Raw genomic sequence first — 25,000 nt, forward strand, 5'->3', positions numbered from 1 at the left:
CCGTTGCGATCAGGGTGACGCAAATCCTTCCGGCGACACACCCACCGATGGTTCGGTTTACGGGACTCAACACCGTCTCCGGTATCCGAAAGGCTCACCATGTCCATCGATTTCGCGCCCGAGCACGTGACAGACGCCGAGGGTTCCCAGAACGCGGCGAGCGTCGTCAAGCTCGGTGCCCACATCGGCGCCCGGATCGACGGCGTCCGGCTCGGCGGCAACCTCGACCCCGCCACCGTGTCGCTCATCCGCCAGGCCCTGCTCGAGCACAAGGTGATCTTCTTCCGTGGCCAGGAACATCTGACCGACGACTCGCAGTACGAATTCGCGGAGCTTCTCGGCTCCCCCACCACGGCGCATCCGACCGTCACCTCGCGCGGCACCAAGGTGCTGCCCATCGACTCCGACTACGGCAAGGCCAACAGCTGGCACACCGACGTCACGTTCGTCGATCGCATCCCGAAGGCGTCGATCCTGCGCGCCGTGCAACTCCCCACGTACGGCGGATCCACCACCTGGGCGTCGGGTGTCGCCGCCTACAACGCGCTGCCCGAGCCGCTGAAGGTCCTCGCCGACAACCTGTGGGCGACGCACACCAACGTCTACGACTACGCGGCGACCAGCGCGGAACGCGCGCAGGACGACAAGGCGAAGGAGTACCGCGCCGAGTTCCAGTCCACCTACTTCGAGACGGAGCACCCCGTGGTGCGGGTGCACCCCGAGACCGGCGAGCGCACACTGCTGCTCGGTCACTTCGTCAAGAGCCTGGTCGGCCTGAGCAGCACCCAGTCGCAGGCACTCTTCCGGGTTCTGCAGGATCACGCGATCTCGCTCGAGTTCACGACCCGGTGGAACTGGCAGTCGGGCGATGTCGCGATCTGGGACAACCGTGCCACTCAGCACTACGCCGTCGCCGACTACGACGATCAGTACCGCCGCCTCAACCGCATCACCCTGGCCGGTGACGTCCCCGTCGACATCCGGGGCGAGCGCAGCCGCAGCGTCGCCGGCGACGCGAGTGGCTACTCCGTCATCGACGAGCCCTAACATGTCGGCATGACCTTTTCACCTGACACCCGCATCGCCGTCGTCACCGGGGCGAGCTCCGGAATCGGAGAAGCCACCGCCCGCACCCTGGCCGAGCAGGGATTTCATGTGGTCATCGGGGCCCGGCGACTGGATCGTCTGGAGAAGATCGCCGAAGACATCGGCGGTACCGCGCTCGAACTCGACGTCACGGACCAGGATTCCGTGGACGCGTTCAGCGCGGTACTGCCGAGGGTCGACGTGCTCGTGAACAATGCGGGCGGCGCCAAGGGACTGGCCACCGTCGCCGAGGCCGATCTCGACGACTGGCGGTGGATGTGGGAGACCAATGTCCTGGGCACCCTTCGGATCACCAAGGCGCTGTTACCGAAGTTGGTCGAGTCGGGTGACGGTCTGATCGTCACCATCACATCGCTGGCCGCGCTCGAGGCGTACGACAACGGTTCCGGATACACGACCGCCAAGCACGCGGAGGGCGTCCTGCACCGCACGCTGCGCGGAGAACTGCTCGGCAAGCCGGTCCGTCTCACCGAGATCGCACCGGGCGCAGTGGAAACCGAGTTCTCGCTGGTGCGTTTCGAAGGCGACCAGGAGCGCGCCGACAAGGTCTACGAGGGCATCACCCCGCTCGTCGCCGCGGACGTCGCGGACGTCGTCGGGTTCGTCGCCTCGAGGCCCTCCCACGTGAACATCGACCAGATCGTCGTCAAGCCACGAGATCAGGCTTCGTCCGGGCGTTTTCACCGCACGACGTAGGCGCGTTCGCGGCGGTCCGCCGGTCCTGGTGTTCGAGCACCAGGACCACGGTCCACAGTCCCGCCACGATCGTCACGACCCCCAGCAACATCCATCCCATCCCACAGCCCCCTGCCGATCAACGACTTTCGACCGAAACGGACTGTCGGGGTCGTCCGTCGACCCCTCGACAGCGGACGACTCCCCACAGTTGTGTGACCCGAGAACACGGCGCCGTTGACGCGTCCTCATTCAGGTAGACGCAGGCGACCCCGGTTTCGGTTCCACCGGGTGTGAAGAAAGTTCGCTCGCCTATGCGAGCGCCGACATGGACTGCCATTCGGGCCAGCTGACGGCCCAGTCGTAGATGTCGCCGTCAGCGGCCGAGAGGTCGATGGACGTCCCGGTCACCTCGACGGGATCGCCGTACATCGCGGTGCCGAAGTACTGCTGGGCGTCCCCGAGGGACAGGTTGATGCAACCGTTGGTGACGTTCGACGAACCCTGGACGCCGATGGTCTCGGGGTTCGCGTGGATGAACTCACCGTTGTTGGAGATGCGGACCGCCCAGCGCTCGCGCACGTTCTCGTAGAACGGCGGGTTGGACATGAGGAAGTCCTCGTGCTTCTCGGTCACCATGTGGATACCGCTGCGGGTGACGTTGCGGGCCTCGTTGCCTTCGCCGTAGCTGACGGGGATGTCCATGATGGTCTCGCCGCCGCGCACCACCTGCATGCGGTGGCTGGGCGCGTTCGCGATCACGATCTGGCTGCGCCCGACGGTGAAGTTCAGCGACAGATCCTCCGCGCCGTACGCGCCGTCGCCGAAGTCCAGTCCGTACAGCCGGGCGTCGAGGCTCACGGTGGTGCCGGGCGCCCAGTAGTTCTGCGGACGCCAGTGTGCGCGCGACCCGTTGTCGTCGGGCAGCCACGCCCACGAGCCGGGTGTGGGCGGGTTGGTCGTGACGGTCATCGCCTTCTCGACCGCCGCCTTGTCCTCGACGGACTCGTGGAACTGGACGATGATCGGGGCGGCGATCCCGACTTCCTGACCGTCGGCGATGTTGAGTGTGGCGCCGATCGTCTCATCGGGCTCGATCGTGGCGAAGCTGCCGTCGACGGCGACGGACTTGCCGTCCGTGCCGAGCGCCGTGCCCGTCCACGTGTACGTGGCGCCGTAGCCCAGTGCCTCCCCGACGGTGAACGTGGTCCGGTCGGGTGACAGCACACCCTGCACGGCACGCCCCTCGGCGTTGACGAGGGAGATGTCGGTGAACGTGCCCTGCGACGCGGTCGCGGAGATCGGCGCCACCGGATTGACGTCCTCGGTGCCCGACGCCGGATTCTGGGTGACCTCGACCGCCGGTTCGGGCGGCGCGGTGGCGGTTCCCGACTCGGAGCCGACCGTGCATCCGGTCAGCAAAACGAGAAACGCAATCAGCGCCGTCGCGATCAACGCGACGCGCGACCGACTTGTCCGAGAACCCAGTTCATGCACAGCTAACAGGTTACCTGCGCTACGGATCTGTCTCAGATCGCGCAGCCCACCGTCACGGGTTCGGGTTCGAGCCGGACACCGAACGCCGCCTGGACGCCGTCCCGGACATCGCGAGCCAATGCGAGCAGGTCCTCGCTCTTCGCGGCACCTCGATTGGTCAACGCGAGAGTGTGCTTGGTCGACAGCCGCGCGACAGCGTTCTCGCCGGGATACCCCTTCGAGAAGCCGGCCCGCTCGATCAGCCACCCCGCAGACAACTTGGTTCCGCCGTCGGCCGGGTACTGGGGAACAAGGACGTCGCCGAGGCGGGTCTCGATCGCGGCGAGGACACCCGCCAACTCGCCGTCCGCAACGACGGGGTTGGTGAAGAAGGAGCCCGCGCTCCAGGTGTCGTAATCCTCGGGATCGAGCACCATGCCCTTGCCCCGCCGCAGGTCCAGCACGGCGTCGCGGACCTGCGCCGACGGCAATCGGTCGCCCTCGGCAGCGTTCAGCGCGGAAACCAGCTCGCGGTAGCGCAGCGGTTCGCCGAGCCCGTCGGGATGCACGGTCAGTTCCACGGCCAGCACTAGGGCGGCGTCGGAGTGCTTGAGGACGCTCGTGCGGTAACCGAGACCGAGGGCCTCGGGTTCGACCCAGCGCGCCTCACCGGTGCGTCGATCGAGGAGGTGGACCCGCCGCAGCATCGACCCCACCTCGACGCCGTACGCGCCCACGTTCTGCACCGGGGTGGCCCCGGTCGATCCGGGAATCCCCGACAGGCATTCCAGCCCGCCCAGCTCGGCGGCGACGGTCTGCGCGACCACCTGATCCCACTCGGCGCCCGCCTCGGCAGTGACGAATCCCTCCTCCAGACCGACGGTGGTGTTGCACACACGCACGACCACACCGTCGAATCCGTCGTCCCCGACCACCAGATTGGAGCCGCCGGCGAGGATCAGAGTCGGGATGTGCGCGGCGTCGAGGAGACGCACCACGTCGACGAGGACCTGCGTGGTCGGGCACTCCGCCACGATCCGCGCCGGCCCGCCCACGCGCAGCGTGGTCATTCCCGACAGTTCGAGGTTCTCGGACACGAAGGCGCCCGAATCGACGAGTTGACTGACAATGCTCACGTCCCACACAACCGCAAACGGTAGCCTGCGGATCGTGAGTCGCCGCATCGAGCATTCGTCGTCCTATGCGTTTCCCGTCGCCCAGGTCCATGCGGGCCTGATCACCGAGCAGTACTGGCGCGACCGTCTCGACCGGGTCGGAGGACCGGGGGCAACCCTGGACGAGGTCACGACCGGCCCGGGCACCATCTCGGTGGCCATGTCGCAGTCGATCCCCGCCGAGCACCTGCCCAGCATCGTCTCGAAGGTCCGGTCGGGCGATCTCGTGATCAAGCGCACGGAGACATGGGGCACGCTCGACGGCGATCACGCCGAGGGCACGTTCACGGCCGAAGTCCAGGGTGCGCCCGCGACGATCTCGGGGACCCAGACCCTGACGGCTGCCGGTTCCGGGTCGAACGTGCAGGTCGAAGGCAAGGCCGACGTGAGGATCCCGTTGATCGGCGGCAGAATCGAGAGCGCGATCGCGGACGAGGTCCTGCGCCTGATCGAGAAGGAGCAGGGCTTCACGCAGCAGTGGCTCGGGGCCTGACCTGGGGCGGGTGTCCCTTGTGTTCCGTCACAGCCGGTAACCTTGGCGATCATGGCTCGCCGCATCGACTACTCAGCCCGTTACAAGCACACCCCGAAAGAGGTGTACAACGCGTTCACCAACCGTGACTACTGGGATGCGCGCATCGAGGAGATGCGGAAGTACTCCGAGAACCACATCGAGCACTTCGACGTGAACGACGACGGGATCGACATCGTCCTGCACCACATCCTGCCGCGGTCGGAACTCCCCGAGATCGCGCAGACCGTGATGAAGAAGGACATGGTCATCACGCGCAAGGAGTCGTACACGCCCTTCGGTGAGCCGACCACGGGCACGTACGAAGCCTCGATCCCGGCGGGCCCGGGCAGCCTCACGGGCACCATGAAGCTGTTCGCCACCGAGACGGGCTGCACGTTCCGCACCTCGTCCGAGGCCAAGGTGTACCTGCCGTTCGTCGGCGGGAAGCTCGAGCAGCTGATGCTCGTCAACCTGATCGACCTCTTCCGCGCCGAGGCCGAGATCACCGAAACGTGGTTGTCGCAGCACTAGAAACCACCGCACGGATTTCCCATGACTTCAGCGACGCTGAAGCGGCCTCACGGTGTCATCACCCGGGGTACGACAGGCATCAATCGGCTGCGACGCAGCGACCGCTGGCTCGTCCACGACGCGCTGGTGCGCCGGACGCTGCACGCGTCCGTCGACCCGCTCGTCGTCGACCTCGGGTACGGCGCCCGGCCGCACACCACGTTCGAGCTCGCCGACCGGTTGACCGCCGTGCGCGGCGACCGCCGGGTAATCGGGCTCGAGATCGATCCCGACCGTGTTGTCGAGAGCAGGAACGGAGTGAGTTTCGCCCGCGGCGGGTTCGAGCTCTCCGGACTGCGACCCGTCCTGGTCCGCGCGTTCAACGTGCTGCGGCAGTACCCCGAGGATGCGGTCGGGCCGGCCTGGTCACGGATGCAGTCCGGGCTCGCACCGGGTGGGCTGATCGTCGACGGCACATGTGACGAGCTGGGCCGCCGCTGCGCGTGGGTGCTGCTCGACGCCACCCGCCCGCTGTCGCTGACGCTGGCGTGGGATCCGTTCGCCGTGGAGAAGCCGTCGGACATCGCCGAACGGCTCCCCAAGGCGCTGATCCATCGCAACGTACCGGGTGAGCCGGTCCACGCCCTCCTCGCGGCAGCGGATCGCGCGTGGGCCACTACGGCGCCGCACGGCTCGTTCGGACCGAGGGTGCGGTGGCGGGCCGCCCTCGAACTGCTGCGCGCGCAGGGACTTCCCGTGCAACCGCAGCGCCGCCGCCTTCGCGACAACATCCTCACCGTTCCGTGGGACGTGGTCGCGCCCGGTTCCGGCACGAATTAATTCACGCGACATCCCCCGAGGCGCCCCGTAGAGTCACTTCACGAAACATGTTGTGCCGGTGCGCAGGCGAGGGCTACTTCGACTGTGGATCGCGTGGTCGCCGGTTCGAATCCGGTCAGGGACGCAGGTCCCTGTAGCTCAGTGGTAGAGCGCGTCCGTGCCTCCGCCGACTCCGAACTCGGCACGACATGCGTGCGCGCCACCCGGTGCGCAGACGACGGATACTTCTCAGGTGAAGTGCGCAAGCACGCGGTTCGACTCCGCACCCCGTCGTCGCCTCGATCTCGGGTGGCGCGCACCCCACGAGCACCGACACCTCCTGGAAGGAGGAACAACCCATGAGCAAGTTCAACCTGAAGACGCTGCGCCGCACCAAGGTACGGAGCCCCATCACATCGGAGACGCAACCGGCCGGCCGCACGTTCGAGGGCGGCAGCGGCTACGCCCGCGACGCGAAGAGCGAGTTGTTCCTCCTCGCGGTCACCAACATGGTGGGTGAGCACACGTTCTACGAGTCAGCTCCGGACCGCGACAACCGGTTCGTCGAGCTCATCCACGAGGTCACGCTGTCGGACCCGGAGTGGACCGCCCGCCTGATCGGGTGGCTGCGCCGCGACGCGCATCTGCGTTCGGCGTCGGTGGTGGCCGCGGCCGAGTTCGTCCGGGCCCGGCTGGGCGCCGGTCTGCACGGCGGCAACCGCGTGGTCATCTCCTCGGCGCTGGAGCGGGCCGACGAGCCGGGTGAGATCCTCGCCTACTGGATTGCGCGCCACGGTCGTTCGATCCCGAAGCCGGTCAAGCGCGGTGTCGCCGATGCCGCCGTCCGCCTGTACTCGGAACGCTCACTGCTGAAGTGGGATTCCGATGCCAGGGACGTCCGCTTCGGCGACGTCCTCGAGCTCACCCATGCGTCGCCGTCGGCGACGTGGCAGGGCGAACTGTTCCGGCACGCGATCGATCGGCGGCAGGGACGCGAGAACACGATCCCCACCGGCCTGCGGATGCTCACGGAACGGGCGGCGCTGGCGGCGCTCCCGCCGGAGGATCGGCGTGCCGTCCTCCGGACCCCGGAGCGGCTGTCGGCGGCGGGCATGACATGGGAATCGCTCGCCGGCTGGCTGCAAGGACCGATGGACGCGGCAGCATGGCGGGCGGTGATCCCGTCCATGGGGTACATGGCGCTTCTGCGCAACCTGAGGAACTTCGACGAGGCCGGGCTCCCCGACCACGTCGCGGAACAGGTGGCGGCCCGGATCGCCGATCCGGGCGAGGTCGCGAAGTCGCGGCAGCTGCCGATGCGATTCCTCGCGGCCTACCGGAACGCGCCGAGCCTGCGGTGGGGACATGCGCTCGAACGTGCGCTCGGGGCATCGCTGTCCGCGGTCCCGTCGCTGCCCGGCCGCACCCTGGTGCTCGTCGACCGGTCCGGATCGATGTTCTACAGCCGCGTCTCGGCGCGGTCGGAACTGACGAGGGCGGACGCGGCCGCGGTGTTCGGCACCGTCCTGGCGGCGCGCGCCGAGCGGGCCAACCTGGTCGAGTTCGGCACGGACAGCCGGTACGTGCCGTTCAAGCACCAGCCGGTGCTGCGGGTCGTCGACAGTTTCGGCGACCTGGGCGGCACGGACACGGCGTCGGCGGTGCGGAAGCACTACCGCGACCACGATCGCGTCGTCATCGTCACCGACGAGCAGGCGGCGTGGGGCGATCCGACCCGGCATGTCCCGGCCGACGTCCCCGTGTACACGTGGAACGTGGCGGGCTACCGACACGGACACGGACCGACGGGGTCCGCGAACCGCCACACGTTCGGCGGACTGTCGGACGCGGGATTCTCGATGATCCCGCTCGTGGAGGGCACCTGGAACGGCGAGTGGCCGTTCTGATCTCGGGGCGGTGACCGGTCAGGTGCAGGTGGCCAGTGCGTGTTCGACGCGCTGCGCCACCTGCGCCGGCAGGGATCCGCACTCGCCGTGCAGTGCGCGCGCATTCAGTCGCCCGATCGCGACGCCGTCGGCGACCACCTCGTCGAGCAGTTCCTGCGAGATGCCGCTCGCGGCGAGGTCGAGTGCCGTGCACAGCGGCGTGGTGATGCGCAGGGGGCCGACCTGCTCGCAGTCTTCCGGGCGTAGCGAACGCCGGTGCAGCGCCAACTGCTGCGTCGGCGAAGGCGGCGACAGCACCGTCGAGAGGTGGATGAACCGCGGGTACAGGTGCCCGAGGCCGTGAAGTTCGGCGGCACTCTGGTGGGAGACCGCGGCGGCGGCACCGAACCAGGTGCACCATTTCGCGAATTCCTCGAGATCGGAGTGCGGGCAATCCTTCAAGCGGAACAGATCTCGCTCGATCTTGACCCACGAGCCGTCGGCAACGCGCTCGCCGATCTCGTCGGAGGCGAAACCGAGGCGCAGCACTTGCGCAGTGGTGAAGAAACCCGCCTGAGCCGTCGCGACGCGTGTCAGTTCTTCACCGACACCTTCGCGCTCCGGGTCACCGGGACGTGGAGCCAACCATCCGGACATTCCCCTAGATTACTGGGCGATTGTGGCACGTATCACAATTTCTGCGGATCTCGACGACCCGCCGCGGGCGCATTCACAGAAATTGTTCAGAGTTGTCGGGAAGAATCCGTGTAATGGCAGCCCGAACGAACTCCGCACCCCGAAGTAACCGTGTGCTCGTCATCTCTCTTGTCGTCATCGCCGCGCTCGTGGCGGTCCTCGTCGGCGGTGAACTCTTCGTGCGCAACAGAGTGAAGACCTGCATGGCAGATCAGTTCGAGAGCCAACTCGGCTCGCAGGTGGACGTGGGCCTGAGCTGGAAGCCGGTCCTGCTCCAGTCGGTCGACAAGAACGTCCCGTACATCACGATCGACAGCGACGACACCAAGTTCGGCCCCGCGCAGGGCATGCAGGTGCACGCCCAGGTCAACGACATCCGGATCGAGAACACCGCGGACAGCAGCGGCACCATCGGCAGTTCCGACGCGGACATCACCTGGTCCACCGCGGGCATTCTCGCGACGCTGCAGCAGCAGGCGTTCGGCTCGCTCATCAGCGGTGTCACCGCCGATTCGAGCGCGGGAACACTGAGGTTCTCCGTCGGCCCGGCCGGGCTCGCGGACCTGACCGTCAAACCGGAGATCGTGAACGGGACCGTGAAGGTGCAGACGGTCGGTGCGGAGATCCTCGGTTTCGGTCTTCCCACCGATCTCGTCGACGGAGTCGTCCAGACCCTCACGTCGAGTCTGCAGACCTACCCGCTGGGCATGCAGCCGACGTCGTTGAAGGTCACCGACGACGCCATCGAGATCACCCTCGAGGGCGGCGCCTACACGATGCCTGCCGCCGGCACCCAGCAACAGCAGCAGGAACAGCAGAGCAGCTGCGGTCTCCTGGTCTGATCGACCACCGGGTCAGTCGGGCAGCCCGTCCAGGACGGCACGGGTTCCCGACAGTCCCAGCCGCGTCGCACCGGCCGCGATCATGTCGAGCGCGGCCTGTGCGGTGCGGATCCCGCCGCTCGCCTTCACCCCGATCCGACCGCCGACGGTCTGCGCCATCAGCCGCACCGCCTCGACGGTCGCTCCCCCGGCCGGATGGAACCCGGTGGACGTCTTCACGAAGTTCGCCCCGGCCCGCTCGGCGGCCCGGCATGCTTCCACGATCGCCTCGTCGGTGAGCGCGGCGGTCTCGAGGATCACCTTCAGGACCGTGCGGTCGCCGACTGCCTCGCGGACGGTGAGGACGTCGGCCAGCACCGCGTTGAAGTCGCCGGCCACGGCGGCACCGATGTCGATCACCATGTCGATCTCCTGCGCGCCCTGGTCCACGGCGAGCCGGGCCTCGGCCCCTTTGACCAGCGAGTGGTGCTTGCCCGAGGGAAACCCGACCACCGCGGCGGTCACCAGACCCGGCGCCTTGACCGGCAGCATCGACGGTGACACGCAGACGGCGAGCACACCGAGCGAGCGCGCCTCGTCGATCAGCGCCTTCACGTCGTCGGTGGTGGCCTCGGGCTTGAGGAGCGTGTGGTCGACGAGGTCGGCCACCTGGGAGCGGGTCAGTGCAACGTCGGACATACCTGTGAGCTTCGCACAATGCCTTCCGGGGCTCGCGGCACGGCCTAGCATCGCCGTATGAGTGATCCGGGATCGATCTTCGACGAGGCGCGGCTGGAGTTCGATCGGCTGACGACGGCCGTGTGGGCGCCTGCCGGGCAGTCGCTCGCCTTCCAGCTCGGACTGCGCCCCGGTGACGCCGTCCTCGACGTGTGCTGCGGCGCAGGGTCTTCGGCGTTGCCCGCCGCCACCGCAGTGGGGCCGTCGGGTCTCGTCCACGGGGTCGACCTGTCCGACGAACTCCTGGAGCAGGGCCGGGTCAAGGCGTCGGAACGCGGACTGCAGAACATCGAGTTCGTCTGCGCGGACGCCACCACCTGGGAGCCGCCGAGCACCGTCCCGGAAGCCGGCTACGACGCGCTCGCCTGCTCGTACGGCGTGTTCTTCCTACCCCACATGGATGCCGATTTCACCCGGCTCGCGGGCCTCGTCCGGCATGGCGGGAAGGTCGGGATGACGGTGTGGCGGCGGGGGGCGCTGCGAGACTTCGCGGACGCGTTCCACGACGCCGTGGCCCGGCACCGGGAACCCGAGCCCGAACCAGCCGGGTCGCCGTTCGATCCCCTCGAACGCATCGACACCCCCGATGCGCTCCACCAGTGGCTGGGCGAGCTGGGCGCGCACTCGACCGAGGTCCGGGAACTGTCCAACATCATTCCCGCGACCCCCGAGTTCGTCTGGGACCTCGTCCTCGGTGGGAACTTCCGCCGCTCGCTCGCCCCGTTCGATTCCGGGACCGTCGAGCAAATTCGCCTCGACCTCCTGCAGTTACTCACCGAGCGCGCGATTCACGACGTCGACGCCGGCACCCTCGTCGGCACCGCCGTGGTGAACGGCCGGAGCGCGACCTGAAAGACTGTTGCCCATGAGCGCTGCTTCGACCGAGGACCACCGGTACGTTCTTTCCCTCGGCTGCCCCGACCGCACCGGCATCGTCGCCCGGATCTCGACGTTCCTCGCCGACGTGGGCGGCTGGATCGTCGAGGCGGCGTACCACGCCGACGCCGATACCGGCTGGTTCTTCACCCGCCAGGCAGTGCGGGCCTCCTCGGTCGACATGTCGATCGAGGAACTCCGGGAGCGCTTCGCGGCGGTCGCCGCCGAGCTGGGCCCCGAAACCGAGTGGACGGTGTCCGACACCGGTGAGCGCAAGCGGGTGGTGCTGCTGGTGAGCAAGGAGGCGCACTGCCTCCACGACCTGCTGGGCCGCGCGGCCGGCGGCGAGTTGCCCGCCGACATCTGCGCGGTGATCGGCAACCACCGCGACCTCGAGACCGTCACGCGACAGCACGGCATCGACTTCCATCACGTCCCGTTCGCGAAGGACCCCGCCGACCGCGGGCCCGCGTTCGAGCAGGTGCGTGAACTGGTCGATGCCCACGACCCCGACGCCGTGGTGCTGGCGCGGTTCATGCAGGTGCTGCCCTCCGACCTGTGCGAGCACTGGGCCGGCCGGGCGATCAACATCCACCACAGCTTCCTGCCGTCGTTCGTCGGTGCCCGCCCATATCACCAGGCGTTCGCCCGCGGCGTGAAGCTGATCGGCGCCACCTGCCACTACGTGACGGCCGAGCTCGACGCGGGCCCCATCATCGAGCAGGACGTGATCCGCGTCGACCACGCCGACGAGGTCGCGGACATGGTCCGGCAGGGTCGCGACATCGAGAAGCTCGTGCTGTCCCGCGGCTTGCGCTGGCATCTCGAGGACCGCGTCCTCGTGCACGGCCGTAAGACGGTGGTGTTCAGCTAGTTTCGTCGTCCCGCTACTGGGACGGCAGCAACGCCAGCACTTCCGGGACGGGCCGCAGGTGGGCGGTGAGGATCTCCAGCGCCTTGTCGGCGTCGACGGCGTCGAGTGCGGCGACGAGCGCCCGGTGCTGCGCGTTGATGGTGTCGAGCCGCTGGGGTCCGACGTTCAGCGCGCGGACGGCGACGCGTTGCTGCCGCGACCGCAGCGAATCGTAGAGTTCGGTCAGTACCGAGTTCTGCGCTGCGCTGACCATGGTCAGGTGGAATTCGCGGTCGAGGCCGGACACCGCGAACCAGTCCTGCTCGCGCCCCGCGGCTTCCATCGGCTCGATCAGATCGACCATGTGCGCGGGTGCGCCGACTCCCCGCGCACACAGGGTGGACACCGCGTGGCCCTCGATCAGCAGCCGGGTCTGGTAGACCTCCTCGAGTTCGCGCGCGGTGACCGTGCGCACCTGCGCACCCTTGCGCGGGAGCAGCGTGATGAATCTTTCGGCGGCGAGGCGGTGAAACGCTTCTCGCACCGGGGTGCGTGACACTCCCATCGTCCCGGAGACCCAGAGCTCGTCGAGGAATCGGCCGCCTTCGATGGACCCGCGGATGATCTCGTCCCGCAGCCAGACGTAGACCCGATCTCGTGCCGGTCCGGATTCACCGGTGGGCCCGGCGAGCGTCGATGCCGACATCTCGATCCCTTCGTCAGACGGCCCATCGGATTGACGGACTCGTAACAAATTGATCATACAAGCTATGGACACACCAAGTATTCTCTGTGTATACATGACGTATACGGAGTGGATGTGTGAGCGGTCACAGCGCAGTGACTACCGAGAGCCACCCGTTTCCGGCAAGGGACCCCACGAAAAAGGAGACCACCAGCATGTACAGCACCCCCGCCGATCGGCGTTACGCGATCTGGCTGTCCGACCCGAGCTTCGCCGCAGCGGAGATCGCGCGCGGCATCGGCTACGGCGCCGTGGTCCTCGACATCGAGCACGGATCCTTCGACCTCGCGGATCTCGAACGGTTCATCCCGTTCCTGTCCAGCCTCGGCATGGAGGTCCTGGCGAAGGTGCTCGGACCCGAACGCGGCCCCATCCAGCAAGCGCTGGACTTCGGTGCGACGGCTGTCGTCATCCCCCACATCGAAAATGCGGCTCATGCAAAGGAAGTCACGGCGTTCGCGAAGTTCCCGCCACTCGGCGACCGAAGTTTCGCGGGCGGCCGCACGACCGGCTACGGCGGTTTCACCGACGAGTGGGTCACCGAGCAGGACACGTTCACCCGCTGCTACCCGATGATCGAGGACGCCGGAGCGATCGAGAACATCGCCGAGATCCTGGCGCTCGACACCGTCGACGGCGTGTTCGTCGGACCGTCCGACCTCTCCCTCCGCCGCGAGCGCGGTGCATACTCACGCGAGGAGGGTGACTTCACCGACCTCGCCGCGGTGGCCTCGGCGGCCGCCGAGGCGGGCAAGCCGTGGGTGCTCCCGGCGTGGAGCGTCGAAGAGAAGGAGTTCGCGGTGCAGCACGGGGCCGACCAGATGGCGCTGATCATGCAGCACGGCGCGCTCGCCGCAGGCTTCGCGGCACCGTTCGAGCAGATCAAGCAGATCAGGGAGTCACGATGACTACCCAGACGTCCGGACCGGTATCCCCCGACAGCGCGGAAGTGGCGGCCCACCCCAAGGTGGGCCGTGCCCGATGGACCATCGCCGGCGTTCTCGGCGTCGGAATGTTCGTCAACTACATCGACCGCGTCAACCTCTCGATCGCCGCCCCGGAGATCATGCGGGACTTCGACATCAGCGCGTCGCAGATGGGCATGGTGTCGTCGGCGTTCCTCTGGACGTACGCCATGCTCCAGATGCCGATCGGATCGTTCATCGACAAGATCGGCGTCCGGTGGGTCAACCGGGTGGCGGCATTCCTGTGGGCGGTCGCGTCGTTCGCGTCCGCCGCCGCGGGTGGTCTCGGCATGCTGCTCGTCGCCCGTCTGGTCCTCGGCGTCGGCGAGGCGCCGACGGTGCCCGCGGGCTGGAAGGCGATCGGTCAGTGGTTCCCCCGGCAGGAGCGTGGAACCGCCACGGCCATCTTCGACGGGTGCGCGAAGATCTCCAACGTGATCGGGATCCCGATCATGGCCTTCCTCGTCACCACGTTCAGCTGGCACGCGGCGTTCATCTTCACCGGCATCCTGTCCGTCGGCTACCTGGCCGTGTGGTGGCTGCTCTACCTCACCCCGAAGCAGGCTCTCGCCAAGGGACGCCTCAGCCAGGCGGAATTCGACTTCATCCGGGCCGGCGGCGCCGAGGACGAAGACGCCGAGACGGCCGGGTCACTCAACGGACTGGGGTACCTTCTGCGCCGACGCAAGACGTGGGGCCTGGCCCTGGGCTACGCGTCGTACACCTACGCCTACTACGTCCTGCTCACCTGGCTGCCGGCCTATCTGGAGAAGCAGTTCGGAGTGAATTTGCTCAAGGGCGGCATCTACACGATGATTCCGTGGCTGGTCGCCGTCATCGCGCAATTCCTCATCGCGGGCATCCTGATGGACCGATGGCTGGCTCGGACCGGCGACGTCACCAAGGTGCGCCGAACCGTGCTGGTGGTCAGCCTGCTCGCATCCCTCGCGGTGACGGGCGCAGCGTACGCGGGATCGATCGTCGTCGCGCTGATCTTCCTGTCGATCGGCGCGGCCGGTCTGGCTGTCTCGGTTCCTGCGGGTTCCAGCATCGTCGCCCTGATCGCCCCTCAGGGGTACACCGGATCGCTTGGCGGAATCGTCAACTTCATCGCCAATCTTCTCGGGATCGCGGCGCCCATCGTGACCGGCATGGTGGTCGACTCCACGGGCTCGTTCGCCGGGGCCTTCATCGCGACCGGAGCGGTCTTGATCGGCGGAATCTTCTGTTACACCGTGGTGCTCGGCAAGATCGAACGGATGCCCGCACCCGCCACTTCGGAAAGGCACTGACATGGTCGACATCGCAATCGCACAGTTCGCACCGGGTTCGGACAAGCAGGACAACCTCGGCCGGATCGCGAAGTTCGCCGAGGAGGCGGCCGCGGGCGGCGCCCGGGTACTGGCAGCACCCGAATACGCGATGTTCACGGTCCCGACGATGGACGAGAGGTTCGTGGACACCGCGGAAACCTTCGAGGGCGAGTTCGTCACCGGACTGCGCGAGGTCGCCGCCCGGCACCGGTTGACCCTCGTCGCCGGGATCAACGAAGCGATCCCGGGCGAGCGCCGCATCTTCAACACCCTCGTCGCGGTCGCTCCCGACGGCAGCATCGCCGCCGCGTATCGGAAGCTGCACCTGTACGACGCATTCGGCTACAAGGAGTCGGACTTCGTGCAGGCCGGCTCGATCGGCGAACCCGAGACGTTCACCGTCGAGGGCGTCACCTTCGGCATGCAGACGTGCTACGACCTGCGGTTCCCGGAAGTGACTCGGCGCATCGTCGACTCGGGCGCGGACGTCCTGGTCCTGCCCGCCGAGTGGGTGCCCGGCCCGCTCAAGGAAGACCACTGGACCACGCTCGTTCGCGCCCGGGCCATCGAGAACACCATCTACGTCGCCGCGGCCGATCAGAGCGCCCCGGCGGGTTCGGGCGCGTCCATGATCGTGGATCCGATGGGGGTGGTGATCGCGTCTCTCGGTGAGCGGGTCGGGACCGCGATCGGCACCGTCTCCGCCGAACGGATCGCAGAGGTCCGTGCCAAGAACCCGGCGCTGTCGCTGCGCCGCTTCGGCGTGGTTGCCAACCAGTAGATTTCGACGGATTTGTCAGGCTCACACGTTATTGCGTGTGAGCCTGACCAATTCGCGGGCAACTGTCGGATCAGAGGTTGCGGAGCCGGACGATCTCCTTGTCGAACTCGTCGATGCTCTCGACGGAACTCATGTGGCCGACGCCGGGCAGGACGATCAGCCGCTCGAGATGACCGGCCTCGTCCAGGACGCGAGCGAGCTTGCGGGCGTGGACCGGTGGGGTCAGCCGGTCCATGGAACCGACGAGCACCGTGGTCGGGACGTCGAGGTTGTCGAGAGCCTCGTGGATGTCGAGGCCGCTGAGCGCTGCACCCCAGCCGCCGCGGATACGCGGTTTGCAGTCCCGGACGATGTTCTCGCAGAACTGGACTTCGGAGCGGGAGGCGTTCGGCGACATCGACACGTACTGGAGCGCGCGGGTCATCACCGGCGACGACACCAACGGGACCGGCGTGCTCAGGACGGCTCGTCCGACCGGAACCGGCACTCGCGGAAAACGATTCGGCAGCGGGATGACGGTGGTTTCGGCGATGAGCCGGTCGCAGGCGGTGCTGGCGAGCAGAACCGCCGACGCGTACTTCTTCACCTCGTCGGGGTGCCGGCCCGCCCACGCCATGATGCTCATGCCACCCATGCTGTGACCCACGAGCACGGCCTTCTTGTCTTCACGCACCGTCGCCTTCAGCACCTCCGACAGGTCGTCGGCGAGGACGTCCGGGCCGAGTGCGAGCGAACCGACCGTGCTGCGGCCGTGCCCACGCTGGTCGTAGGTGATGACCCGGTACTCGTCCGCCAGCGCGTTCACCTGCGGGTACCAGTACTCGGTCGAACAGGTCCAGCCATGGCTCAGCACAATGGGATCGCCGTCCACCGGACCGTAGGCGCGGACGTACAGCGTCGCTCCGTCGTCGGTGAGGATCTCCGTCACGTCCGGGCGCAGGTTCGGAGTGCGCAGCAGCTCGTTCGGCGCCACCTCGGTCGACAACGTCAACCCGCGGGTGGCGCGCGTGCGGCGGATCGCCGCTGCCGCGGCGACGACGGCGCCCACTCCGGCTGCGCCGGCGAGTGCCCGGAAGGCGATGGTGCGCGAACTGCTGGTCATTCCTACCCCTGTCCTGTCTAACTTGCTCTGTTGGTGTCTGTGCTCGTCGCCGGGCCCGGGGTCTCTCCGAGTTGCCGGGCCGCCCGCTCGAGGGCCTTGGAGATCTGCTCCTCCATCGCCTCTTCGAACAGCGACTGGACGGCGTCGTGCGCGAGGGGACGCATCTGGTCGACGAGCCGCGCGATCTCCGAGACCTTCGCCTCGTCGAGTTCGAGCGACTCACCCTCGGCGGCGAGGTAACGGTCCGCGACGACGGCGACGAACCGCGCGGCGACGTCCGAGAGGTCTCGTCGCACCGCCGCGGTCTGTTCGAGGACGTCCTCGAGCGGGATGCCGGCGTCGACGAGGACCTGCGCAGCCTCGACCAGTCGCGGATCGTTCACCGAGTAGTCGTCCCCGGCGGGAACGAGCACACCGAGTTCGGTGCCCTTGGCGATGTTGGCCTCGGTGGTCTGCGCACCGAACATGCGTTTCAGCTCGGCGATCGTGAGACGGGCCGCTCGCCTGCGCTTCTTCCATCGGCTGCCTGGGTCGTCGGTCTCCAGAACGTCCTTGACCTGGAGTCCGTAGTGCGCAGCCGTGAGGAGTTCACTGATGGTGGCGAACGTGTAGCCGCGATCGAGCATGCGCCCGATCAGGTGCAGCCGGGCGAGGTGCGATTCGTTGTACCACCCGGTGCGCCCCTGCTTCCGTGGCGGCGGGAGCAGTCCGCGGTCTTGGTAGACGCGCACGTTGCGCACGCTCACCCGCGCCTCGCGTGCGAGGTCGTCGATCCGGTATTCCTTCATCGGACGAGGTGCGCCCGTGGGAGCAGCAGCCGCGACAGGCCGCCGACGAGTCCCGCGGCCGGGTGGGCATCGCTCGCTGAGTCACGCAGGTGGACGACGGACATGTCAGCTCCTCGGTAGCCGTGTCACCACAATAGCATTGTCACAATGCCCATTGTCATCGTTTGGGTGCACGAGAGCCACGCCTTCGCGTGTCCATGAGGTGGGAGCGGCTACCAGCGAGGCCCGCGCTGCACGTCGTCGACGCGCGGGCGCACGTCCACGAGATAGACGCACACCGCGACGACCGCGACGATGCCGAACAACTGCACTGCGGGGAACAGCAGGAGGACGAGGAACGCGACGGCGAGAATGCTCAGCCAGATCGGTTTGCTCAACTTGTCCACGGCGGTGAACGCGTCTTTGCGCTGGCGAGCCGCGTGGAACAGCGCGTATGCAGCACCGCCCAGGGCGACGATGCGAATCACCAACAAGATCACCGAGACGACGCCGTCAACTTGAATCACAGCCCCATCCTACGAGGTCGACACGCAAACGGCCCCCGCACCGAACGTGCGGGGGCCGAAAAGCGTGAAGGATCAAGCCTTCTTGGCCGGAGCAGCCTTCTTGGCCGGAGCGGCGACCTTCTTGGCCGGAGCCGGGGCCGGAGTTGCCGCAGCCTTGGCCGGAGCAGCCTTCTTGGCGGGAGCGGCATGCTTGGCCTGGGCAGCCTTGTCGGCCTGAGCCTGGACGTCGGCAGCGGTGGCGGCGACGCGATCGGCAGCGTCCTTCGACGCTTCCTCGGCCTGGTCGCCGAGGTCGAGAACCTTCAGGGCAGCCTCGTCGCCGGCGTCGGCGATGGCCTCGCCGAGCCCCTCGGCGGTGTCGGAGATGCGACCCGAAGCCCGGCCCGCGAGCTTCGCGGCCTGCTCGCCGACGGCGCGCGTCTGGCGTGCAACGGTGCCGAGAGCTTCCTCGGTCAGCTCGACCGCGTCGCCGAAGGCGGTCTCGGCGCGGCCGATGCCCTCCTCGACGACCGGCTGCTTGCGGATGCGTTCGACGGTGTCCTCGCCGCGCTCCGCGAGAGACGTGTACAGGTCGGATGCGACCTTCAGGTAGGCCTCGGCGACCTTGCGCAGCTCGTCGGCGGTGAACTTCTCACGCAGCTCGGCAAGCTCCTCGGGCAGCTCGGACGGCAGTCCGGCGAGGCGGTCGCGAAGGTTCTCGACACCCTCGGTGACCTCTTCCTGGAGTCCGGCGATGCGCTCCTTGGCGCCGCCGACACGCTCCTCGACGTCACCCTGGGTGGACTCGGCGCGCGAGCGGACCTGGGCGACGACGTCGGCCACGGCCTGCACGACGACGTCTCCGGCGCCTACAGCCGCGTACAGCGAGGTCTTGACGCTGTCGATGGTCTTCTGGTCAGTCATCGGCTTTCTCCTGTTCAACGGTGGGGGGTTCTGGTTCCGGCGTCTGGGAATCAGAACGCTGGTGTTCTTCTGTCCGAAGCTCGGACGTCCGGGATTCGGCCGCTTCCGCCGATTCGTTCTCACGACAGAACGACTCGTAGATCTCGAGCAGCACTTGCTTCTGCCGCTCGGTAATGGCCGTATCCGCGAGCAGAGCATCACGGAGGGGACCGTGTGGCCGCTGCTCGAGGTAACCCGCCTGGACGTACAGGACCTCCGAAGACACCCGGAGACCCTTGGCTATCTGCCCAAGCACCTCGGCCGAGGGCTTGCGCAACCCACGCTCGATCTGACTCAGATACGGATTACTGACACCGGCCAGCTGCGCCAGCTGCCGCATCGACACCTGGGCCGCTTCGCGCTGGGCACGAATGAAACCTCCGATGTCGTGAGCGGCGTTGCTGACTACGCGAGCTGCCAGATCTCCTGCACCGGCTGCGTCGCGATCGTCGCTTGCCATCAGTCCTCCGTGTTGCTGGGCAGAACCAAGCCTAAGGCAGGGTGCTAGCAATTGCAAGCACTCTGTTAGCACCCAGCTAGCGGACCCTCCGCCGAGGCGAATGTCAGCCGAACAGCAATGTCGAGAACGTGTAGATCAGCAAGCCCGCGATCGAACCGACCACGGTGCCGTTGATGCGGATGAACTGGAGATCCCGCCCCACCTGCAGCTCGATCTTCTTGGACGCCTCCTCGGCGTCCCAGCGCTCGACGGTGTCGGAGATGATCGCGGTGATCTCGTCGGTGTAGTGGACGACGACGTAGCGCGTGCCGGCGAGAACCCACCCGTCGACCTTGACCCTCAGCTCGTGGTCGTCGCGCAGCCGCTCACCGAATCGCACGACGTTCTCCGCGACCTTCGTGCGCAGCGTGCTGTTCGGGTCGTCGACGGATTCCATGATCAGGCGCTTGGCGACCGTCCACGTCGCGGCGGCGAGGCCGGTCACCTCCTCGCGCCCCATGATCTCGGCCTTGATCTTCTCGGCCTTCTCCATGGTCGCGGGATCGTTCTGCAGGTCGTCGGCGAAATCGACGAGGAAGCGGTTGGCCGCCTGCCGCACCTCGTGCTCCGGGTTGGATCGCACCTTCCAGGTGAATTCGACGAGCTCCCGGTGGATCTTCTCGCCGAGCATGGCGTCGACGAACTTGGGCGACCAGGCGGGCGAATCGCGGCTGACGATCCGGTCGATGGTCTCCTGACTCCCGAGCGCCCACTGGTGCGCCCGCTCGGCGAGCAGATCGAGGATCGGCAACTGCCGGTTCTCGCGCAGGAGTTCGCCGAGTACGCGCCCGATCGGCGGCCCCCACTGGGGCTCGGCCAGCCTGCGTACCAGGGTGCTGTCGATGATCTGCTGCACGTCCTCGTCGCGCAGGATCTCGACGAAGCCTCGCAGGATGGTGGCCGTCTCGGCAGCGACACGCGCGGCGTGCTTGGGCTGCGCCATCCACGTGCCCAGCCGCAGCGGGATCTCCGCAGCCTCCACCTTGGCGGACACCACCTCGGGGGCGAGGAAGTTCTGGCCGACGAAGTTGCTGAGGCTCGCCCCCAGCTGGTCCTTCTTGCGCTTGATGATCGCGGTGTGCGGGATCGGCAATCCGAGCGGATGCCGGAACAGGGCCGTCACCGCGAACCAGTCGGCCAGCGCACCGACCATGCCTGCCTCGGACGCGGCCCGCACGTAGCCGACCCACGCCCCCGCGCCCCGCGATTCCTGCCACCTGCACACGAGGTAGACCACGGTGGCGAACACGAGAAAGCCCGTCGCGACAGCCTTCATCTTGCGGAGATCGCGACGCTTCGCGTCGTCGTCGAAGGCGGAAAGGCTCAGTTGATCCACAGACGCCATTGTGCCCAAGGACGGCGGGGAGGCGGCAGCCCAGCCGCTGGACGCGTGCCCGCACAGACGGCGTTGTGCCGTGCGACAAGACCGGAGCACTAAGCTGACAGGAGATCGCGACACGAAACGGATGTGAAGAGACTCAGTGGCGAACGACGACGTGAAGGATCCTGAGCAGGTGACCGAGTCGATGACGAAGCTGGACAAGGCGGCAAAGCCCGATGGGCGCAAGCGCCGCTGGCGTGAGCACAAGATCGCGCGCCGAGAAGAACTCGTCGACGGAACGATCGCCGCCATTCGCTTGCGTGGACGCGACATCGGCATGGACGAGATCGCATCCGAGATCGGTGTCTCCAAGACGGTGCTGTACCGCTATTTCGCGGACAAGAGCGATCTGACGAACGCGACCATGGCGCGTTACGTGGAGACCACACTCGCCCCGCGGATCTACGAGGCCATCGGCGGCGACCTCGACGACTTCGAGCTGACCCGCGCCACCATCACGGCGTACGTCGAGACGGTGGCGTCGGATCCCGACGTCTACCTGTACATCATGGCCAACGGCTCCGGCCCCGGCCGCGAGACGGTCGCCGACTCGGAACGGATGATCGCGGAGGTGCTCTCCACCGTTCTCGGCGAGCGGCTGCGGCAGATGGAGATGGACTCCGGCGGCGCCGTCCCCTGGGCGTACGGAATCGTCGGCGGTGTGCAGTTGGCGACGCACTGGTGGATCTCCAACCGGTCCATGTCGGTCGAGGATCTGATCAACTACCTCACCATGATGACCTGGGGTGGCGTCACCGGTATCGCTGCGGTCAACGGCTCGCCCGCGCGATTCAATGCGATTCCGCACCCGCTGCTGCCGCCCGCGGCCGAGGCCGACTAGGCGCCCGACCCTTTCTTGTGTAACTGACAGTTACAGGTAAACTTATCTGTGTGAACGAACACGAGGAAGAAGAAGAGGGCTACCGCGGCCCCGCCGACGTCGTCGTCGGCGACCGTCCCGCCGTGACCGTGCAGGTCCAGTTGGCGGGAAACTTCGAACCCATCAGCGGTCGGTACGTCTGGCACGGCCGCGTCCGCACCCTGACGGACGCCCTCGGCGCAGATGCAGACCTGTCCACGGGCACGGAACTGCAGATCACCAGTCCGGAAGGCACCGCCACCGCCCGGATCACGGGGGTGGATCTCTGGGGAAGCCATCTCGTCGACGGAGTGACACCCCCGCCGTTCAGCCGGGTGTGAACTCGAAGTCCGCCGGTTCGACCGACCGCGTCCGTCGCCAGTAGCGCACGGTCGAACCCGGCCAGATAGTGCGGTTGACGCCGTGCGAGTCCAGGTACCAGCTCACGCACCCGCCGGTGGACCACACACCCTTTGCCAACTTCCGTTGGATGTCGGTGTTGAAGCGGCTCTGCACCGCGGGCCGGACGACCGCGGAATCGGCGCCGCGCCGGTCGACGAGATCCATCAGCTCGAGTGCATAACGAATCTGCGACTCGATCATGAAGACCACCGAATTGTGACCGAGCCCGGTGTTGGGCCCGAAGAGGAAGAACGCGTTGGGGTAACCCGCGACGGTGATACCGAGGTGTGTGCGGATCCCGTGCTCCTCCCATTCGTCGGCGAGGCGCCGGCCCCCGACCCCGGTGAGCTCGACGTTGTCGAAGCCGTCGGTGACATGGAATCCGGTGGCGTAGATGATCGCGTCCACCGCCCGCTCCGCCCCGTCTCCCGCGACGATGCTGTGCGGGCGCACCTCCGCGATGCCTTCGGTGATCACGACCGTCTTCGGTGAGATCAGCGCCGGGTAGTACACGTCCGACCCCAGGATCCGCTTGCAACCGATGCGATAGGACGGGGTGAGCTTCCGGCGCAGTTCGGGATCGGTGACGGTCCTGTTCAAGTTCTTCCGCGCCGCGCTCTCGATCGGCCGCATCAGGCGGGAGTGCCCGTTGAACCCGAGCGCGAGCGATTCGTAGGTCCAGTAGACCGCGGCACGCACCATTCGACGGACCAGCGGGACCCGGCCGAACAAGCGCCGCGCCTCCGGCGGGATGCCGAAGTTCATGCCCGGTATAACCCAGGGCGGCGTCCGCTGATACAACTGCAACTCGGCGACGTCGCCCACGATCTCGGGAACGAACTGGACGGCGCTGGCGCCCGTGCCGATCACCGCGACCTTCTTGCCCCGCAGGTCGTAGTCGTGGTTCCACTGCGCCGAGTGGAACGCCGTGCCCTCGAACGTGTCGGCTCCGGGCAGATCCGGGATGTTCGGGATGTGGAGGGCGCCGATCCCGGAGACGACGAACTGGGCGTCGTACTCCTCGCCCGACTCGGTGTGGACATGCCACCGTTGCCGTTCGGCGTCCCAGTACCCGCCCGTCATCGTGCGGCCGAAATGAATGTTTCGCCGCAGGTCGTACTTGTCGGCCAGACCGCGCAGATAGTCGAAGATCTCCACCTGACCCGACCACATCCGCGTCCAGTCCGAGTTCGGCTCGAACGAGAACGAGTACAGATGGGAGGGCACGTCACACGCACAACCCGGGTACGTGTTCTCCCGCCAGGTGCCGCCGACCTCCCGCGCCTTCTCCAGCAGAATGAAGTCGTCGCGTCCCCGCTTGCGAAGCTGAATGGCCGTGCCCAGACCGGAAAATCCCGTCCCGATCACCAGGACGCGACACCGATGCACCTCACCGCCCACAACTCCATGTAACGCTCCTGTGGCACTGTTTGCACATGGCAGACAACGCACGCGGATTCTGGAGGACACCGGCAATCGAGGCCCTGCGGTCGCGCCCGGGTCAGCCGATCGCCGAACTCGATTGCGGGAGCACACCCGGATTCGTCGGCGACAAGTCGGACGGGGTCGCGGTGCTCGAGGAACGCGGCGCGGTGCTGCCGTCCCTCCAGGAGAAGCTCTACGCCAACGGACGATCCGGCGACCACCGGTCGGTGCTCCTCGTGCTTCAGGGCATGGATACCGCGGGTAAAGGCGGGATGGTCCGCCACGTCATCGGGCACGTGGATCCGCAGGGCGTGGATCACGCGTCGTTCGGCGTGCCCACTCCCGAAGAGAAGCGCCACCACTTTCTGTGGCGAATCGACAGGGCCCTGCCCCGCGGCGGACAACTCGGTGTGTTCGATCGGTCGCACTACGAGGACGTGCTGGTGGTCCGGGTTCACGATCTCGTGCCCGAGGAAGTCTGGAGCGGCCGCTACGACGAGATCAACCAATTCGAGAAGGAACTCGTCGCCGGCGGCACGACACTGGTGAAGGTCGCGATGTTCGTGTCACTCGACGAACAGAAGTCGCGGCTGCTCGAACGGCTGGAGCGCCGGGACAAGTTCTGGAAGTACGACCCGTCGGACGTCGACGAGCGCAGGCTGTGGCCCGCATATCAGGACGCGTATCAGGCGATGCTCGACGAGACATCGACCGATCACGCGCCGTGGTACGTGGTTCCGTGCGACCGCAAGTGGTACAGCCGGATCGCGGTCACCGAGCTGCTGATCGATGCCCTTCAGAAGCTCGACCTCGACTGGCCGCCCGCCACTTTCGACATCGAAACGGAGAAGCGGAGGCTCGCGGAATCCTGAGTCCTCCCGGAAATCCCGCCGTCAGAAGAGGTGCGGCGTTTCGTGGTGCAGCCTGTGATCGTGACGCACGGTTCCGCCGTACAGCGCCATCGCTCCGGCCAGCGCGACGACGCACAGAGATCCGGAGATCACCGCCCAGCCGCCCTGCCCCGAGCCTGCGGCGACGAGGAACCCGCCGAGACAGACCACCGACAACAACACGAGAGCGAAGCTGACCCAAGCAGCGAAGAGATTGAGTTTCACGGCACTCACCTCACCTTCGAGAACGTGGTCC

General features: G+C 67.2%; 28 protein-coding genes. 15 read left to right on the forward strand and 13 right to left on the reverse strand.

The genetic code is table 11. The features are described from left to right. Nucleotides 1-99 precede the first annotated feature (99 nt). Nucleotides 100-1,047 carry a TauD/TfdA dioxygenase family protein gene (locus AZG88_RS36515; protein WP_007300726.1) on the forward strand — a complete coding sequence of 316 codons (948 nt, stop codon included), beginning with the start codon at nucleotides 100-102 and terminating at the stop codon, nucleotides 1,045-1,047. Nucleotides 1,048-1,056: 9 nt separating this feature from the next. Continuing rightward, entirely contained in the window at nucleotides 1,057-1,803 is a 747-nt protein-coding gene (locus AZG88_RS36520) for an SDR family NAD(P)-dependent oxidoreductase (RefSeq protein ID WP_061700524.1), read from the forward strand. Nucleotides 1,804-2,094: 291 nt separating this feature from the next. Here the strand turns inward: AZG88_RS36520 and AZG88_RS36525 are convergent, their stop codons facing one another. Together AZG88_RS36525 and AZG88_RS36530 are read right to left on the reverse strand one after the other, a co-directional pair. Then, a complete protein-coding gene (locus AZG88_RS36525; RefSeq protein WP_061700525.1) occupies nucleotides 2,095-3,279 on the reverse strand; it encodes a L,D-transpeptidase in 1,185 nt (394 codons plus the stop codon). A gap of 32 nt (nucleotides 3,280-3,311) precedes the next feature. Further along, nucleotides 3,312-4,403 carry a UDP-N-acetylmuramate dehydrogenase gene (locus tag AZG88_RS36530; protein ID WP_082833566.1) on the reverse strand — a complete coding sequence of 364 codons (1,092 nt, stop codon included), beginning with the start codon at nucleotides 4,401-4,403 and terminating at the stop codon, nucleotides 3,312-3,314. 25 nt (nucleotides 4,404-4,428) lie between these two features. Here AZG88_RS36530 and AZG88_RS36535 point away from each other — a divergent pair, with 25 nt between their 5' ends. The 4 genes from AZG88_RS36535 (at nucleotide 4,429) to AZG88_RS36550 (ending at nucleotide 8,183) form a co-directional block, all read left to right on the forward strand. Then, a complete protein-coding gene (locus tag AZG88_RS36535; RefSeq protein WP_197488003.1) occupies nucleotides 4,429-4,926 on the forward strand; it encodes a DUF2505 domain-containing protein in 498 nt (165 codons plus the stop codon). A gap of 51 nt (nucleotides 4,927-4,977) precedes the next feature. Further along, nucleotides 4,978-5,478 (forward strand): DUF2505 domain-containing protein, encoded by a 501-nt coding sequence (locus AZG88_RS36540; RefSeq protein ID WP_005251906.1) that lies wholly within the window; start codon nucleotides 4,978-4,980, stop codon nucleotides 5,476-5,478. Between the two features lie 21 nt (nucleotides 5,479-5,499). Further along, nucleotides 5,500-6,297 (forward strand): hypothetical protein, encoded by a 798-nt coding sequence (locus tag AZG88_RS36545; RefSeq protein ID WP_005251904.1) that lies wholly within the window; start codon nucleotides 5,500-5,502, stop codon nucleotides 6,295-6,297. Between the two features lie 338 nt (nucleotides 6,298-6,635). Beyond that, entirely contained in the window at nucleotides 6,636-8,183 is a 1,548-nt protein-coding gene (locus tag AZG88_RS36550; protein ID WP_061700528.1) for a TROVE domain-containing protein, read from the forward strand. 18 nt (nucleotides 8,184-8,201) lie between these two features. Here the strand turns inward: AZG88_RS36550 and AZG88_RS36555 are convergent, their stop codons facing one another. Then, complete coding sequence (locus tag AZG88_RS36555; protein WP_005261055.1) at nucleotides 8,202-8,819, reverse strand: type IV toxin-antitoxin system AbiEi family antitoxin domain-containing protein; 618 nt, start codon at nucleotides 8,817-8,819, stop codon at nucleotides 8,202-8,204. A 113-nt stretch (nucleotides 8,820-8,932) separates the two neighbouring features. Between AZG88_RS36555 and AZG88_RS36560 the strand changes: the two genes are divergently transcribed. Beyond that, on the forward strand, nucleotides 8,933-9,700 hold the full coding sequence (locus AZG88_RS36560; RefSeq protein WP_005251894.1) for an LmeA family phospholipid-binding protein: 768 nt from the start codon (nucleotides 8,933-8,935) through the stop codon (nucleotides 9,698-9,700). A 12-nt stretch (nucleotides 9,701-9,712) separates the two neighbouring features. Here the strand turns inward: AZG88_RS36560 and deoC are convergent, their stop codons facing one another. Continuing rightward, nucleotides 9,713-10,378 carry a deoxyribose-phosphate aldolase gene (deoC, locus tag AZG88_RS36565; protein ID WP_005251893.1) on the reverse strand — a complete coding sequence of 222 codons (666 nt, stop codon included), beginning with the start codon at nucleotides 10,376-10,378 and terminating at the stop codon, nucleotides 9,713-9,715. 57 nt (nucleotides 10,379-10,435) lie between these two features. Here deoC and AZG88_RS36570 point away from each other — a divergent pair, with 57 nt between their 5' ends. Further along, on the forward strand, nucleotides 10,436-11,269 hold the full coding sequence (locus AZG88_RS36570; RefSeq protein WP_061700529.1) for a class I SAM-dependent methyltransferase: 834 nt from the start codon (nucleotides 10,436-10,438) through the stop codon (nucleotides 11,267-11,269). Nucleotides 11,270-11,282: 13 nt separating this feature from the next. Then, nucleotides 11,283-12,167, forward strand: coding sequence for a formyltetrahydrofolate deformylase (gene purU / locus AZG88_RS36575; protein ID WP_061700530.1), 885 nt, complete (start codon nucleotides 11,283-11,285; stop codon nucleotides 12,165-12,167). Nucleotides 12,168-12,180: 13 nt separating this feature from the next. Here the strand turns inward: purU and AZG88_RS36580 are convergent, their stop codons facing one another. Beyond that, entirely contained in the window at nucleotides 12,181-12,852 is a 672-nt protein-coding gene (locus AZG88_RS36580) for a GntR family transcriptional regulator (RefSeq protein ID WP_025433149.1), read from the reverse strand. 194 nt (nucleotides 12,853-13,046) lie between these two features. On the opposite strand from AZG88_RS36580, the gene AZG88_RS36585 reads away from it, so the two are divergent. The 3 genes from AZG88_RS36585 to AZG88_RS36595 are packed head-to-tail and all read left to right on the forward strand — an operon-like array spanning nucleotide 13,047 to nucleotide 15,950. After that, nucleotides 13,047-13,799: an HpcH/HpaI aldolase family protein gene (locus tag AZG88_RS36585; RefSeq protein WP_061700531.1), complete on the forward strand. Its 753-nt coding sequence runs from the start codon at nucleotides 13,047-13,049 to the stop codon at nucleotides 13,797-13,799. After that, nucleotides 13,796-15,148, forward strand: coding sequence for an MFS transporter (locus tag AZG88_RS36590; protein WP_061700532.1), 1,353 nt, complete (start codon nucleotides 13,796-13,798; stop codon nucleotides 15,146-15,148). Before AZG88_RS36585 ends, AZG88_RS36590 begins: the two co-directional genes overlap by 4 nt. Nucleotide 15,149: 1 nt before the next feature. Continuing rightward, nucleotides 15,150-15,950: a carbon-nitrogen hydrolase family protein gene (locus AZG88_RS36595; protein WP_061700533.1), complete on the forward strand. Its 801-nt coding sequence runs from the start codon at nucleotides 15,150-15,152 to the stop codon at nucleotides 15,948-15,950. Between the two features lie 70 nt (nucleotides 15,951-16,020). Here the strand turns inward: AZG88_RS36595 and AZG88_RS36600 are convergent, their stop codons facing one another. From AZG88_RS36600 to AZG88_RS36625, 6 genes are all read right to left on the reverse strand, one after another. Further along, nucleotides 16,021-17,052 carry an alpha/beta fold hydrolase gene (locus AZG88_RS36600; RefSeq protein ID WP_061700534.1) on the reverse strand — a complete coding sequence of 344 codons (1,032 nt, stop codon included), beginning with the start codon at nucleotides 17,050-17,052 and terminating at the stop codon, nucleotides 16,021-16,023. 17 nt (nucleotides 17,053-17,069) lie between these two features. Next, nucleotides 17,070-17,840, reverse strand: a complete 771-nt coding sequence (locus AZG88_RS36605) for a MerR family transcriptional regulator (RefSeq protein ID WP_061700535.1) — start codon at nucleotides 17,838-17,840, stop codon at nucleotides 17,070-17,072. Between the two features lie 212 nt (nucleotides 17,841-18,052). After that, a complete protein-coding gene (locus AZG88_RS36610) occupies nucleotides 18,053-18,346 on the reverse strand; it encodes a DUF2516 family protein (RefSeq protein WP_005251878.1) in 294 nt (97 codons plus the stop codon). 72 nt (nucleotides 18,347-18,418) lie between these two features. Continuing rightward, the gene (tadA, locus tag AZG88_RS36615) at nucleotides 18,419-19,249 is read right to left on the reverse strand and encodes a major lipid droplet protein TadA (protein WP_005251876.1); all 831 of its coding nucleotides are present in this window, start codon (nucleotides 19,247-19,249) and stop codon (nucleotides 18,419-18,421) included. Then, a complete protein-coding gene (locus tag AZG88_RS36620) occupies nucleotides 19,242-19,748 on the reverse strand; it encodes a helix-turn-helix domain-containing protein (RefSeq protein WP_005261063.1) in 507 nt (168 codons plus the stop codon). Before AZG88_RS36620 ends, tadA begins: the two co-directional genes overlap by 8 nt. Nucleotides 19,749-19,851: 103 nt before the next feature. Further along, the gene (locus AZG88_RS36625) at nucleotides 19,852-21,123 is read right to left on the reverse strand and encodes a DUF445 domain-containing protein (protein ID WP_025433153.1); all 1,272 of its coding nucleotides are present in this window, start codon (nucleotides 21,121-21,123) and stop codon (nucleotides 19,852-19,854) included. Between the two features lie 145 nt (nucleotides 21,124-21,268). Here AZG88_RS36625 and AZG88_RS36630 point away from each other — a divergent pair, with 145 nt between their 5' ends. Both AZG88_RS36630 and AZG88_RS36635 read left to right on the forward strand, forming a co-directional pair. Further along, complete coding sequence (locus AZG88_RS36630) at nucleotides 21,269-22,009, forward strand: TetR/AcrR family transcriptional regulator (protein ID WP_005261065.1); 741 nt, start codon at nucleotides 21,269-21,271, stop codon at nucleotides 22,007-22,009. A gap of 50 nt (nucleotides 22,010-22,059) precedes the next feature. Then, the gene (locus AZG88_RS36635) at nucleotides 22,060-22,368 is read left to right on the forward strand and encodes a DUF4873 domain-containing protein (protein ID WP_005251872.1); all 309 of its coding nucleotides are present in this window, start codon (nucleotides 22,060-22,062) and stop codon (nucleotides 22,366-22,368) included. Here AZG88_RS36635 and AZG88_RS36640 read toward each other — a convergent pair. After that, nucleotides 22,355-23,830 (reverse strand): flavin-containing monooxygenase, encoded by a 1,476-nt coding sequence (locus tag AZG88_RS36640; RefSeq protein ID WP_061041745.1) that lies wholly within the window; start codon nucleotides 23,828-23,830, stop codon nucleotides 22,355-22,357. The genes AZG88_RS36635 and AZG88_RS36640 overlap by 14 nt on opposite strands. Nucleotides 23,831-23,865: 35 nt before the next feature. On the opposite strand from AZG88_RS36640, the gene AZG88_RS36645 reads away from it, so the two are divergent. Continuing rightward, nucleotides 23,866-24,726 carry a polyphosphate kinase 2 family protein gene (locus tag AZG88_RS36645; RefSeq protein WP_061700536.1) on the forward strand — a complete coding sequence of 287 codons (861 nt, stop codon included), beginning with the start codon at nucleotides 23,866-23,868 and terminating at the stop codon, nucleotides 24,724-24,726. A gap of 21 nt (nucleotides 24,727-24,747) precedes the next feature. On the opposite strand, the gene AZG88_RS36650 is transcribed toward AZG88_RS36645, so the two are convergent. Next, complete coding sequence (locus AZG88_RS36650) at nucleotides 24,748-24,978, reverse strand: hypothetical protein (protein WP_012689035.1); 231 nt, start codon at nucleotides 24,976-24,978, stop codon at nucleotides 24,748-24,750. Between the last annotated feature and the right edge of the window lie 22 nt (nucleotides 24,979-25,000).

The sequence above is a fragment of the Rhodococcus sp. LB1 genome (assembly GCF_001583455.1).
GTDB classification, from domain to species: Bacteria; Actinomycetota; Actinomycetes; order Mycobacteriales; family Mycobacteriaceae; genus Rhodococcus_F; species Rhodococcus_F opacus.

What these genes read in the sequence shown, in the direction of transcription:
- AZG88_RS36580 (WP_025433149.1), bottom strand. Translation starts at nt 12,852, where the DNA reads ATGTCGGCATCGACGCTCGCCGGGCCCACCGGTGAATCCGGACCGGCA.
- AZG88_RS36515 (WP_007300726.1), top strand. Translation starts at nt 100, where the DNA reads ATGTCCATCGATTTCGCGCCCGAGCACGTGACAGACGCCGAGGGTTCC.
- AZG88_RS36590 (WP_061700532.1), top strand. Translation starts at nt 13,796, where the DNA reads ATGACTACCCAGACGTCCGGACCGGTATCCCCCGACAGCGCGGAAGTG.
- AZG88_RS36600 (WP_061700534.1), bottom strand. Translation starts at nt 17,052, where the DNA reads ATGACCAGCAGTTCGCGCACCATCGCCTTCCGGGCACTCGCCGGCGCA.
- AZG88_RS36570 (WP_061700529.1), top strand. Translation starts at nt 10,436, where the DNA reads ATGAGTGATCCGGGATCGATCTTCGACGAGGCGCGGCTGGAGTTCGAT.
- deoC (WP_005251893.1), bottom strand. Translation starts at nt 10,378, where the DNA reads ATGTCCGACGTTGCACTGACCCGCTCCCAGGTGGCCGACCTCGTCGAC.
- AZG88_RS36540 (WP_005251906.1), top strand. Translation starts at nt 4,978, where the DNA reads ATGGCTCGCCGCATCGACTACTCAGCCCGTTACAAGCACACCCCGAAA.
- AZG88_RS36595 (WP_061700533.1), top strand. Translation starts at nt 15,150, where the DNA reads ATGGTCGACATCGCAATCGCACAGTTCGCACCGGGTTCGGACAAGCAG.
- AZG88_RS36555 (WP_005261055.1), bottom strand. Translation starts at nt 8,819, where the DNA reads ATGTCCGGATGGTTGGCTCCACGTCCCGGTGACCCGGAGCGCGAAGGT.
- tadA (WP_005251876.1), bottom strand. Translation starts at nt 19,249, where the DNA reads ATGACTGACCAGAAGACCATCGACAGCGTCAAGACCTCGCTGTACGCG.
- AZG88_RS36545 (WP_005251904.1), top strand. Translation starts at nt 5,500, where the DNA reads ATGACTTCAGCGACGCTGAAGCGGCCTCACGGTGTCATCACCCGGGGT.
- AZG88_RS36520 (WP_061700524.1), top strand. Translation starts at nt 1,057, where the DNA reads ATGACCTTTTCACCTGACACCCGCATCGCCGTCGTCACCGGGGCGAGC.
- AZG88_RS36585 (WP_061700531.1), top strand. Translation starts at nt 13,047, where the DNA reads ATGTACAGCACCCCCGCCGATCGGCGTTACGCGATCTGGCTGTCCGAC.
- AZG88_RS36645 (WP_061700536.1), top strand. Translation starts at nt 23,866, where the DNA reads ATGGCAGACAACGCACGCGGATTCTGGAGGACACCGGCAATCGAGGCC.
- AZG88_RS36560 (WP_005251894.1), top strand. Translation starts at nt 8,933, where the DNA reads ATGGCAGCCCGAACGAACTCCGCACCCCGAAGTAACCGTGTGCTCGTC.
- purU (WP_061700530.1), top strand. Translation starts at nt 11,283, where the DNA reads ATGAGCGCTGCTTCGACCGAGGACCACCGGTACGTTCTTTCCCTCGGC.
- AZG88_RS36605 (WP_061700535.1), bottom strand. Translation starts at nt 17,840, where the DNA reads ATGAAGGAATACCGGATCGACGACCTCGCACGCGAGGCGCGGGTGAGC.
- AZG88_RS36620 (WP_005261063.1), bottom strand. Translation starts at nt 19,748, where the DNA reads ATGGCAAGCGACGATCGCGACGCAGCCGGTGCAGGAGATCTGGCAGCT.
- AZG88_RS36550 (WP_061700528.1), top strand. Translation starts at nt 6,636, where the DNA reads ATGAGCAAGTTCAACCTGAAGACGCTGCGCCGCACCAAGGTACGGAGC.